8 protein-coding genes and 2 tRNA genes are annotated in these 12,372 nt (G+C 44.1%); 7 read left to right on the top strand and 3 right to left on the bottom strand.

The genetic code is table 11. The annotated features are described in order from the left end of the window. Positions 1–86 precede the first annotated feature (86 nt). The 3 genes from Q0N89_RS05195 (at position 87) to Q0N89_RS05185 (ending at position 3,123) form a co-directional block, all read left to right on the top strand. Positions 87–1,244, top strand: coding sequence for an AAA family ATPase (locus Q0N89_RS05195; protein ID WP_294034091.1), 1,158 nt, complete (start codon positions 87–89; stop codon positions 1,242–1,244). A gap of 105 nt (positions 1,245–1,349) precedes the next feature. Then, a complete protein-coding gene (locus tag Q0N89_RS05190; protein WP_078253756.1) occupies positions 1,350–1,652 on the top strand; it encodes a DUF493 domain-containing protein in 303 nt (100 codons plus the stop codon). Between the two features lie 145 nt (positions 1,653–1,797). Then, positions 1,798–3,123, top strand: coding sequence for an exonuclease SbcCD subunit D C-terminal domain-containing protein (locus Q0N89_RS05185; protein ID WP_294034088.1), 1,326 nt, complete (start codon positions 1,798–1,800; stop codon positions 3,121–3,123). Here the strand turns inward: Q0N89_RS05185 and Q0N89_RS09835 are convergent. Then, complete coding sequence (locus Q0N89_RS09835; protein ID WP_367178557.1) at positions 3,094–3,177, bottom strand: hypothetical protein; 84 nt, start codon at positions 3,175–3,177, stop codon at positions 3,094–3,096. The two genes, Q0N89_RS05185 and Q0N89_RS09835, sit on opposite strands and share 30 nt — an antisense overlap. On the opposite strand from Q0N89_RS09835, the gene Q0N89_RS05180 reads away from it, so the two are divergent. Further along, on the top strand, positions 3,148–6,999 hold the full coding sequence (locus tag Q0N89_RS05180; RefSeq protein WP_294034086.1) for an SbcC/MukB-like Walker B domain-containing protein: 3,852 nt from the start codon (positions 3,148–3,150) through the stop codon (positions 6,997–6,999). The genes Q0N89_RS09835 and Q0N89_RS05180 overlap by 30 nt on opposite strands. A gap of 110 nt (positions 7,000–7,109) precedes the next feature. Here the strand turns inward: Q0N89_RS05180 and Q0N89_RS05175 are convergent, their stop codons facing one another. Beyond that, on the bottom strand, positions 7,110–8,066 hold the full coding sequence (locus tag Q0N89_RS05175; RefSeq protein ID WP_294034084.1) for an AEC family transporter: 957 nt from the start codon (positions 8,064–8,066) through the stop codon (positions 7,110–7,112). A 64-nt stretch (positions 8,067–8,130) separates the two neighbouring features. After that, the gene (gene mnmG / locus Q0N89_RS05170; RefSeq protein WP_294034081.1) at positions 8,131–10,029 is read right to left on the bottom strand and encodes a tRNA uridine-5-carboxymethylaminomethyl(34) synthesis enzyme MnmG; all 1,899 of its coding nucleotides are present in this window, start codon (positions 10,027–10,029) and stop codon (positions 8,131–8,133) included. A gap of 429 nt (positions 10,030–10,458) precedes the next feature. On the opposite strand from mnmG, the gene Q0N89_RS05165 reads away from it, so the two are divergent. The 3 genes from Q0N89_RS05165 to alr all read left to right on the top strand — a co-directional run bounded on the left by Q0N89_RS05165 (position 10,459) and on the right by alr (position 12,014). Beyond that, positions 10,459–10,534 (top strand) — tRNA-Val (locus tag Q0N89_RS05165). A 4-nt stretch (positions 10,535–10,538) separates the two neighbouring features. Next, positions 10,539–10,615: transfer RNA gene (locus Q0N89_RS05160), tRNA-Asp, on the top strand. A gap of 151 nt (positions 10,616–10,766) precedes the next feature. Further along, the gene (alr, locus tag Q0N89_RS05155; protein WP_294034079.1) at positions 10,767–12,014 is read left to right on the top strand and encodes an alanine racemase; all 1,248 of its coding nucleotides are present in this window, start codon (positions 10,767–10,769) and stop codon (positions 12,012–12,014) included. Positions 12,015–12,372 lie beyond the last annotated feature (358 nt).

Below are 12,372 nucleotides of genomic sequence, written 5' to 3'. Positions count from 1 at the left end.
TTTTATCAAGCTTTCAAAATTTGCTAAAGTCTGCTAATGATGATTGGCAGACTTATTTTATCCCTATTAATTTTAAAAACTTATTTATGATGAAAATTATCGGTTCAAAATACTACCATCCCCGCCGTATCGTGGATGAACACTATGTCAATGGCGTGCATCAGCTACAAGTGCAGGCACTCGATGAGCGTGTCAGCTCAGACAGCCACCCTTTTGCCGGCTTGATTAGTCGTATGATGGCGACGGTCAATTTTCGTGGTGATGATATCGTCATCAAAAAAGAATCGCTCAAGGACTTTGTGCAATGCACCGATTACAGTACGGCGCATTATAACGGTCAGACAGGCGTGTTTTATGCGGGTGAATTGTGCTATTTTCATCCAGACTATGAGTTTTTCTTAGTTTTGAATGAAGATTTGAGCAATGATTATGACAAGACCATCATTGAATCAGGATTTTATGGCGTGTCACTGCTTGGTTATAATAGCCAACAAGCGGATAATTTGACAAAAATCCGTCAATTTTTTGATAAATATCTGAGCAAATATGTCTCAACAGATGCCAAAATCAGTCTACTGCTCAAAGAAGGTCAAGATTTGGTGTTCAAAACTCATGTCATCAAACCGCTTAGCCTAGATATTGACACCATGTACAATGATGACTTTGCGCCTGTGCATCAAAAAATCAAGCAGGATTTGACGCAAGGCAATAAAGGCGTGGTGCTATTGCATGGCGTGGCAGGCTCAGGCAAGACCAACTACATCAAGTGGCTCACCGCCCAAATCCCCGATAAGAACTTTATCTTTGTGCCAAACAATCTCATCGGCGCATTGGCTGATCCGCAGTTTATGAGTATGCTGATTGATAACAAAAATTCAGTGCTGGTGCTCGAAGACTGCGAAAACTATATCGCCGAGCGTGTCGGCGGCGGCAATACATCGGATGTTGTTTCGACCATCTTAAATATCGCTGATGGTATCTTATCAGATGTGCTTGAATGTCAATTTATCTGTACTTTTAATGCTGATTTGATGGATATTGATCATGCCCTACTACGACATGGTCGTCTGATTGCCGAATATCAATTTGGTGCACTCAGCATTGATAAGGCAAATGCGTATTTGGCAAGTATTGGCAAACAAATGATTGTTGATACACCAAAGACACTTGCACAAATCACCAATATGGATGATGCACATTTGGTCGCTAAGCAAAACAAAGGTGGATTTGGCTTTATTAACTAAAAAAACCGACCAGATGGTTTGTTAATTGTATCAATGGCGGATTACTTGAAAAAACTGACAGCCACCCCCATTGATACGATATCAAACCAATTAGGAAAATGAATCATGACTAACAATACCACTCCAAGCCGTACCGAAATCCAAAATCCAGAGCTTTGGACTTTTCCGATGGATTATCCGATGAGCATCATTGGCAACGAAGGCTATCGTGAAGAATTACTTAATGAAGTGAAGCTAATTTTGGCGGAGATTTTCCCTGAATTTGACCACGCAAGCATCCAAATGCGTGCATCAAAAACAGGTCGCTATCATGCACTGCGTCTAAGCCTATACTTAACCCATGCCGATGAAGTCAATCGACTCTACACCGCACTGGATAAGGCAAAAACTGTACGCACTGTCGTATAACCGACAATCCCAAAAAGATCGCCTGATGGCGGTCTTTTTTTGTGGTGTGATTTGATAAACCTAGCCTATCACACCCTACAAAAAATCGCACACCATGCCAAAAAAAGTGCTATAGTATCCATAAGATTTCAACACTTGATAGACTATGAATAGCATCAAAACGCATCTAAGCACCGATACGCCCAAAGACATCGCCGTCCCCGCCAAGCCTGACCATGCACTGCGAATTTTACACACATCAGATTGGCATTTAGGTAAGCTATTGTACAATCAATCTCGCTATGATGAGTTTGAGTGCTTTTTAGAATGGCTACAAGAAAGCTTGCTTAGGCTTCAAGTGGATGTGCTGATTGTCGCTGGCGACATTTTTGATACGATGACGCCAAGCAACAAGGCGGAGCATCTATATCATCATTTTTTGGCACAGGCGTTCAAAAATCATATCAAGCATATCATCATCGTCGCAGGCAATCACGACTCACCGACCAGCCTACAAAAGACCAAAGAAGTGCTTGGCGTGCTCAACACTCATGTCATCGGTAGTGCCACTGACAATCCAGAAGATGAGCTCATCACCTTATATGACGGCGAGACACCGAGTGCGATTATCATCGCAACGCCCTATTTGCGTGACCGTGATGTGCGTACCAGTGGCGATGCCCAAAGTATCGAACAAAAAAACAGCGACCTACTTCAAGGTGTCGCTGACCACTATCATCTATTAGCCAATCTTGCCAAACAAAAACAGCAATATATTAAAGATACTTATCAAATCACCATCCCTATTATCGCCACAGGGCATTTGTTTGTCGCAGGCTCAAGCGTCTCATCGGCGGATGATGGTATGCGAGATTTGCAAGTAGGTACGCTTGGACAAATCAGCGCAAGTATCTTTGATGATGACATTGACTATGTGGCGCTCGGTCATATTCATGCAAGCCAAATCGTCGCTAAGCAAAGTCGTATCCGCTACTGTGGCTCGCCGATTGCGATGGGTTTTGGGGAGATTGGGCGGCATAAACAGGTGCTGATTGTGGATATTGCCGATGGTCAGCCGATTCAAGTGAACGCCCTATCCGTGCCAATTTTTCAAAGTTTAGCCAAGATTAGTGGCGAGCTAGATTATATTTATGATAATTTAGCAAAACTATCAGAATACGACCAAGATATTTGGCTTGAGATTGAATACACGGGGTCAAAAGTATTGCCAGATTTACGGCAATTAATTACTGATGCTATTAGTGAGACACGACTGACAGCGCTGAGTATCAAAAATCGCAGTACCTATAAAGGCAGTCTGACACAGGGCGATACATCAGATGTACCAAAGCTTGAAATGCTGAGCACGACCGATGTGTTTGATAAGCGACTTGAAAAAGAAGCGCTCAATGATGACGAAAAAACCGCACTCAAGCACGCTTATCAAACCCTGCTCAAAGAATTACAAGAAGCCGATACCAAAGCCCAATAACCGATATACATACACGGACAGACAATGAAAATTATTAAGCTTAGCTTTGAAAATATCAACTCGCTCAAAGGCAAATGGCAGATTAATTTTGAAGACCCTGCCTTTGATGCCAATGCGTTATTTGCCATCACGGGTGCGACAGGCGCAGGCAAGACCACAGTGCTTGATGCGATTTGTTTGGCACTGTATGGTGAGACGCCCCGTGTCACAGTCTCAGCATCGCACAATGAGCTGATGAGTATCGGCACGGCTTTTGCATCGAGTGAAGTGATTTTTCAAGTCAATAAAACGGTGTACCGTGCGTATTGGTCACAGCGCCGAGCTAATAAAAACCCCAATGGCAAGCTGCAGCCCATTGTCCGTGAATTATCATTATTAAGTAGTACTCAAGATGATACCGGCAAGATTATTGAAGAAAAAGCCAGCAATGTCGAGAAAAAAATCATCGAAATCTTGGGGATGAATAAAGAGCAGTTCACTCGTTCGGTGATGCTGGTTCAGGGGGATTTTTCGGCGTTTTTGCAAGCTGAAGCTAGTGAGCGCGGTGCAATTTTGGAGCAGATTACCGGCACGCAGATTTATGCCGAGATTGGTAAGCTTGCCTTTGAGAAGAATAAAGAGCAGGCACTTACGCTCAAACAGCTAACGACACGACTTGGTGAAGTCAATTGCATGGATCAAGCGACTTTTGATGCACTGATTGGCGAGCTTAATCAAGCTCAAGCACACAGCGAGACACTTGCCAAACAGCTAAATAATTATGAAAATGAGCTAAATACTGCCAATCACTATCAAAAGCTACATGATGAGATATGTCATTGGCAAGCCAAATTGAATGACAGCCAAGATAAGCTCGATAACTTTGCTGATGATAAGGCTAGGCTTGATAAAGCAAAGCATGCTTTTGAGATTTTACCCTTTTATCAGCAGTATTATGAGCTTAAAAGCGACCATGATACAGCCAATCAGTCTTTAATTAATCTCAATAATCAACTGCCACAATTCACCGCACAACTGGATGCGTATAACAATCAGCTAGCACAGCATAAGCAGGATTATGAGCGGGCGGTGAAAGCACTAAATGACAAAAAACCTGCCATCACGGATGCACGCAAGTTGGATCAACAGATTGCACTGACACAGCAAAGTCTAAATCAGTGCGACGCACAGTATAGAGATAGGCAGCAATCTTATGCAGAAAATAGTAAGCATATCACAGAGACGCAGTCAAAAGTCGAAAGCATCAGCGATGCACTCACCCAACTTCAGCAGCAACTAATGGCTGATGAACAAGATGAGTATTTATTAGACAAGATTAACTATCTTAAGCATAGTTCCAGCAAAATCAGCGATACAAAAGCCTATATCAGTAAGCAATACGGGCATCTAGCAAAAGCACATCAGGATCTACATCAAGCCAATACCAATCGCTTAGCCAAACGTGAAGCGTACAAATCGGTAAAAGACAAAATTGCAGATGTACAAAATGCACTGGCATCACAACAAGGTACGCTTGCGAGCATCTTGGGCTTAAGCGCGATTGATACTACGGATAATTATCAAGAATATTTAACCAAACTTGATAATCAGCTAAAGCATCTGCAACAACAAGCACATCACTACGAACAGCTCATTGCTCATACACACAATCATCAAGCATTGATGGCTGAAATGGCCAAGCTTGATGAAGCTATCTATAATGAGCAAAATCAGCTAAATAATGCCAAGCATGATATCGCAAGCAAACAGCAAGCACTGACTGATGTGATGGCGCTGCAAAATGCACTTAGCGATGCATATGAAACCAAAAAACAGCTGATACACATGAAGTTGCAGTTTGATAAGCTGAGCGACGGTCATCCTTGCCCATTGTGCGGTTCGACGACACATCCATATAAGCATAATGGCACACAGCCAAGCGATGATGATGCGCAAATCGCTAAAGATAAGCTGGATGCACAACTTATCATCACGACCAATCTACAAGATGAAATCAATCAAGATTTACTAAATATTCATACGCTAGAAACCAAAATCAGCACACTGTCAGCGACAAGCGGGCAGACCAAAGATCAGTGTCAACAGCTCTCTGAGCAGATGATCGGGATTTGGGCGCAGTATCATTCAGATAAGCCATTGCCAAGCTACTTACAACTTGAAGAAGATTATGAAGCATTACTACAGGATTTGACTCATAAAGACGGGCTCAAACAACAAGTGCATGGGCTGATTTATCAGATCAAAGATAGCCAATCCAATCTTGCGACCTTGACTGTGCAGCATGAGCATATCATCGCCGAAGGTACATCGCTCAAATCCCAAATCGCAGGATATCTGGCGCAGATTATCAGCATCCAAAGTGAACTGACTGCACAATTTGACATCATGAATACACTGACAGATGAGCTTGGTGCATTTGGCATTGATTGCCAATCTTATCATCAGTGGCAAGGTGAGATTCGCAGTCAATGCACCATCACAGAGCAGATATCGGTGGATGATTGGACTGCATCGCCTAGTCAGATGATTGTAGATATCGGTGCTGATGCCATTGATGATTTGTTATCTTTGATTAATAATTATCAACATAATCTTACTAAGCAATACGAGACTTATGAGCAGTTATCAGCCCAAAAAACCACACTGACCCATGAGCAGATTGAACATCAAACCCGATTAAATGCATTGATGGCTGAACAACAAACGCTTGAATCGGCTTGTCATAGCTTGGATACTCAGCGAGATGAGTATCAAAAAATTCTGCAAACTCAAAACGAGCAACGGTACGCCCTACTTGGTGATGCAAGTGTTGATGATGTAGAAAATGCACTACAATCTGCTATTAGCCATCATCAAGCACAGCTTAACCAAAGTGAACAAGCCTATCAGACGGCCAAACTCACACTTGAGCAAGCGTCACTCGGCATCAAGCATCAAGGCGAACAAGTCGCTCAGCTACACAAAAAACTGCAACAAGCAGGGAAACTTTGGCAAGATAAGCTATCGGATTCTTTGTTTGATGATGAAGTACAGTTTGTGGCAGTACAGCTTGATAAAGATGCGATGCAGGCACTCGATGAGACCTTGCAAGCACTTGAGCAGGCGCATCAACTTGCCAAAATCACTTATCAAGATCGTGTTAATAGTTTAGATGAATTACAAAAAAATCATCCAACTATCCATGAGATTAATCTGCTACAGCTACAAAAGACCGTCAGTCAGCTCAAAGATGAACAAGCCTTATTGCACCAAAAAATCGGTGAGCTTAGCACCAAAAAAGACACCGAAGAGCAAAACCGCCATTATCAACAAGCGCTAATTGAACAAATCGATCAGCAAAAGGTACAAAATGAAATTTGGGCGAAGTTAGATGTGCTTATTGGCTCGGCAGATGGTCGCAAGTATCGTAACTTTGTGCAGGGCTTAACGCTGGATTTGGTGCTATATCACGCCAATCATATTTTACAAAAAATGAATGATCGCTATCTATTAACCCAAAATGCAGACAGTGGCAAGGCGCTTGAGATTTTGGTCACGGATTTGCATCAAGGCGATGTGGTACGCAGCAGCAAAAATTTGTCAGGTGGCGAGACATTTATGGTGAGTCTAGCGCTTGCGCTTGGTTTATCACAGATTAATAGTCGGCAGATGCAGATTGAGTCGCTATTTTTGGATGAAGGCTTTGGCACGCTTGATGAAACTGCACTTGATATGGCGCTTAGCACCCTATTTGAGCTCCAACAAAGCGGTAAAAGCATCGGTATCATCAGCCATGTCGCAAGCCTAAAAGAGCGTATCGATACCCAAATCATCATCGAAAAGCGTGCCGGTGGCACAAGCGTGATGAGTGGTGCCGGTGTCAGTCGGTTGGATTAAACTTTGGAATGCTAGATATTTATTTTGCCATTGATTACTATCACTAATCAATGATTATGGCTATAACGATAATTACAGTTCATTCAGTTTAATTTACCACACCCTATACCCTACGCCAAGCCCATAATCCGTAGCATCGCCATACCGACCGCCATGCCAAGCATACTCACCACGGTGGTAAAGCCTAAGATATTGGCAGCCAGCACATCATTACCGCCCATTGCCTTTGCCATCACATAGCTTGCCGCTGCCGCAGGGCTTGCCACCATCAAAAACAGCACACCCATCTCAATCGGTGCAAGATTGAACGCCAATCCAAATGCCACCGCCATGAGTGGCGCAACCACAATTCGCCCGATACTCGCCTGCATCGACACCCCTGATAATGACAGCATGGATTTGACATTGAGCGTCGCACCTGCGCAGATGAGTGCCAACGGCAAAGCAACTGCACCGAGTAGCTCACCGGTTTTATAAGCGAATTTTGGCAACTCAGGCAATGCCAATGCCTTATAGCCAAATGCAGAAACCAGAGCGATAATTAAGGGATTTTTGATAATATGCAGTAGCACATCTTTGGCTTGATGGACAAATCCGCCACCACTTTGCATGGTGCGTGATAGCGTAATCACCGCCAAAATATTATACACGATGGTCAGCACACCCATATACACCGCACCGATACCAAGCCCTTCGTTGCCATAGGCGTTCGACACCACCGCCAGCGACATAATCGCCATATTGGAGCGAAACACTCCTTGCACAAACACCCCTTTATCCGCCACATCCTTGACCAAAAACTTGGCATACAGTTCAGCCAAGATAAACAATGCAAAAGTACACGCAAGCCCTGCGGTCAACAGATTAACCTGCTTGGCATAATCCACATCGCTTTTTATCACACTAAAAAACAACAAACATGGTAAGCAATAACTAAACACCATTTTTGACGCTACTTCAATAAAGCCTGGATTGATGACATTGCGTTTTTGCATCATAAACCCAAGCCCCATCAAAATCAGATTGGGCAGGGTGATTGAAATGGCAAAAATGATGGCATCAAGCATAATGTTCTCTTTTGGCTGATTGAATTGACAAATAAAAGGGCTGAATGCACTTCAGCCCTTATGATTATGACAAGATTTCTTGTTGTTTTTTGAGTTTTTTAATCGTCATCGCAAGCAGGCTCACTGCTGCAGGTGTCACGCCACTGATACGAGATGCTTGGGCAAGTGTCGCAGGTCGCACTTGGCTTAGCTTTTGTACGATTTCATTGGACAAGCCTGACACAGTCGTATAGTCAAAATCCATCGGCAATGGCGTATTTTCAAGGCGTTTCATCTGCTCGATTTCGTCATTTTGGCGGTCGATATAGCCTGCGTATTTCACGGCAATCTCAATCTGCTCGCCTACTTCGCTACTCACCGTGCTATCGGCGACTTTGGCAATATCGCCAAAGCTGATATTGGGACGCTTGAGCAAATCAAGCAAGGTATTTTCTTTGGTCAATACTTCATCGGTATTTGCCATAAATGCCTTACCGATGGCGTTGTTTGGCGTTGCCCAAATCTCTTGTAGGCGTGCGCTTTCTGATGCGATGGCATCCATTTTTTGATTAAATTTCGCCCAGCGTTCATCATCAATCAAGCCAAGCTTGCGACCGATGGCGGTCAAACGCTGGTCGGCATTGTCTTCACGCAGTAGCAAGCGATGCTCAGCACGGCTGGTGAACATACGATACGGCTCTTTGGTGCCATGCGTAATCAAATCATCGACCAGTACGCCAAGATAGGCTTCATTACGCTTAGGCGTCCAAAACTCTTTATCTTGACTGGATAAAGCAGCATTAATCCCTGCCAATAGCCCCTGCGCCGCCGCTTCTTCATAGCCTGTCGTGCCGTTGATTTGCCCCGCAAAATACAGCTGTTCGATGGATTTGGTTTCTAAGGTTGGCTTTAGATTTTGTGGGTCAAAATAATCATACTCAATGGCGTAGCCGGGACGTGTGATGTGTGCATTTTCAAGCCCTTTCATACTGTGAATAAAGGCGACTTGCACATCAAAAGGCAGGCTCGTTGAGATGCCATTTGGGTATAGCTCATGCGTGGTCAAGCCTTCAGGCTCAATAAAAATCTGATGGCTATCTTTATCGGCAAAGCGATGAATTTTATCTTCGATCGATGGGCAATAGCGTGGGCCGACGCCTTCGATTTTACCGCTGAACATCGGGCTGCGGTCGAGATTTTCACGGATGATGTCATGCGTGCGTTCGTTGGTGTGGGTGATATAGCAGTTCACTTGGGTTGGGTGCATGGACACATCACCCATATAGCTCATCACCGGCAGCGGCGTATCACCCGGCTGCACCGTCATCACGCTAAAATCCACTGTGCGAGCATCGATACGAGCAGGTGTACCTGTCTTTAGGCGACCCACAGGCAGCTTAAGTTCACGCAATCGATCCGCTAAGCGGATGGCGGGCATATCCCCAGCACGGCCACCACTTTGGTGCTCAAGCCCCACATGAATGACCCCGCCCAAAAATGTCCCCGAAGTCAGCACCACCGCATGGGTATCAAAGCGTACACCCGTTGCTGTCACGACCGCCACCGCTTTGCCATTTTCGACGATGATGTCATCGACAGGCTGTTGGAATAAGTCTAGGTTTGGCTGATTTTCGAGTGTATGGCGGATTGCCGCCTTATATAAGATACGATCGGCTTGGGCACGGGTCGCGCGCACTGCCGCCCCTTTTCGGTTATTTAGAACGCGAAACTGAATACCTGCCTTATCCGTCGCCAGCGCCATCACACCGCCGAGCGCATCCACTTCGCGCACCAGATGCGACTTACCAATACCACCAATGGCGGGGTTACAGCTCATCTGACCCAGCGTTTCGATATTATGGGTAATCAGCATGGTCGCTGCACCCATGCGAGCAGCTGCCAGCGCCGCTTCGGTGCCCGCATGACCACCACCGACGACGATGACATCATATTTTTTTGGATAAGTATAAGTGCTTTGGCTCATGGCTTGCTCTGATAATCTTGGAATACTGTAAAAGATAGAAAAATGCGCTTATTTTAGCACAGTTTGGATGATTTTAGCAGTGCTTGGTTTGGTCAATTGGTGGTTGCCACTCAGATTTGGGATCAATGACTGATGATACCACTGCAAGATTTGCGCATATTACCAAGATAGATTAGCTAAGCTTTTGTAGAATACACACCGCCACATGAATATTGTATAATTTTATATCTTAAAAATCAAACACTTATAAACTTAATCACAAAATTATCAAATTTTTGCCAAAAAATGTTTGACACCTGTGTAAATTTCTATATAATACGCACCACAACGAACGAACACAGCAACATAATCTAGCGTGTACGGTTCAAAACTTAAAATGTGATACCTTGACACAGTATCAGTTTTCCAAATGATGGAAAAGACATTTTAGGGTGGTTAGCTCAGTTGGTAGAGCATCTGCCTTACAAGCAGAGGGTCAGCGGTTCGATCCCGTTACCACCCACCACTATGCAGCGGTAGTTCAGTTGGTTAGAATACCGGCCTGTCACGCCGGGGGTCGCGGGTTCGAGCCCCGTCCGCTGCGCCACTATTCATCGCATTGCGATACTTTAAATCTCAAGTCTTTGGCTTGGGATTTTTTGTTTTTATGTCAAAATTTTATAATTTATAACATATCATTATTTACATTCTGGTTTCAGTTGGTTATAATTTTACAATAATTCACAACCAAAAGGAACTTGAAGATGAAGACCAGACCTACTTTTCTAGCTCTTGCACTATTCGGCACGCTTTCAGTTGGCACTACTCATGCTGCACCGATGCTGCATACACTTGGCAATTACAGCTACGCCGCCAATCACGCCATCACCAATGCCTATCTTGAGATCGATGTTCAGGCTTTTGAAGATAATATCACCAATCTTAGACAGACCCTAGGTGAAGAGACGAAAATCTGCGCCGTTCTAAAAGGTGATGCATACGGTCATGGCATCGATCTGCTGATGCCAAGCGTCATCAAATTGGGCGTATCATGCATTGCCGTCACCAGTAACGAAGAAGCGCGTGTTGCGCGTGCGCATGGATATCAAGGTATCATCAATCGCGTTCGTATCGCAAGTGGTGACGAAGTTGAATCTGCGCTTGCGTACGATATTACCGAATTGGTGGGTAGCCTAGATCATGCCAAAACTTTGGATAATATTGCCAAAAAACATGGTAAAGTTATCAACTTCCACTTGGCACTGAATGCAGGCGGCATGGGTCGAAATGGTCTGGATGTGAGCAACAAAGCAGGTCAAAAAGATGCCATTGCCATCACCAAGCTATCGAATCTGAACATGACAGGCATCATGACGCACTATGCTTTTGAAGATGAGGCATTTATTCGCGAAAGCTTGGCGCAGTTCAATAAACAAACCGATTGGCTAATCAAAGCCGCCAAATTGGATCGCAAAAAATTAACCCTGCATACCGCCAATTCATTTGCTACCGCTTTGGTTCCTGAGAGCCGCTTGGATATGGTGCGCCCTGGTCGCTTGATGTATGGCGATCCTGTCGGCGGCGTTGAACTGCCATCAAAGCGAATCATGCAGTTCAAATCAAAAGTTGCCGCCGTGCATTTTTATCCAAAAGGCACAAAAATTGGCTATGATGGCACTTATGAATTGACACGCGATTCGTATCTTGCCAACCTACCCCTTGGCTTCTCTGATGGCTACCGTCGTATCTTTAGTAATAAAGGTCATGTACTCATCAATGGGCATCGCGCGCCTGTGGTCGGTAAAACTTCAATGAACACCACCATGGTCGATGTGACTGATATTATGGCAAAACAACCTGTGAAAATTAATGATGAAGTGGTGCTTTTTGGTAAGCAAGGCGATAGTGAAGTCACGCAAGCTGAGATTGAAGAATTAAACGGTGCACTGCTCGCCGATTTATATTCTGTTTGGGGTAATTCAAATCCGCGTCTGATTAAGCCATAACCAAACTTTAATCAAGTTTGATTGGCAAGCCCTTTTATGAACCATTAATCCTAGATTAATGGTTCATTTTTTATTTAAAGTTACCAAAAGCTGATTGTAAATTCTTGATAATCTTTTGCTTAATCCGTAATTTTTTTCACCTTCGTACTTATAAAAATACAACACACCCTTTACTCAACGGATGCATTTGGTTACAATAACAAATTCTTTCACAACCAAAGGATCTGGATCATGAAGACCAAACTGACTTTATTATCGCTCGCCCTAACGGCACTACTATCTACCAGTACGGTACAGGCCGCTCCGCTACTGCACACACATGGTGATTATAGCTTTGCCAATCACAGCAAGGCAAATG

The organism is uncultured Moraxella sp. (genome assembly GCF_945873075.1).
GTDB lineage: Bacteria > Pseudomonadota > Gammaproteobacteria > Pseudomonadales > Moraxellaceae > Moraxella.
Note: the sequence above shows the minus strand (reverse complement) of the source record. Positions and strands in the feature narration are given on the sequence as shown.

What these genes read in the sequence shown, in the direction of transcription:
- Q0N89_RS05175 (WP_294034084.1), bottom strand. Translation starts at nt 8,066, where the DNA reads ATGCTTGATGCCATCATTTTTGCCATTTCAATCACCCTGCCCAATCTG.
- Q0N89_RS05190 (WP_078253756.1), top strand. Translation starts at nt 1,350, where the DNA reads ATGACTAACAATACCACTCCAAGCCGTACCGAAATCCAAAATCCAGAG.
- Q0N89_RS05185 (WP_294034088.1), top strand. Translation starts at nt 1,798, where the DNA reads ATGAATAGCATCAAAACGCATCTAAGCACCGATACGCCCAAAGACATC.
- Q0N89_RS05195 (WP_294034091.1), top strand. Translation starts at nt 87, where the DNA reads ATGATGAAAATTATCGGTTCAAAATACTACCATCCCCGCCGTATCGTG.
- mnmG (WP_294034081.1), bottom strand. Translation starts at nt 10,029, where the DNA reads ATGAGCCAAAGCACTTATACTTATCCAAAAAAATATGATGTCATCGTC.
- Q0N89_RS05180 (WP_294034086.1), top strand. Translation starts at nt 3,148, where the DNA reads ATGAAAATTATTAAGCTTAGCTTTGAAAATATCAACTCGCTCAAAGGC.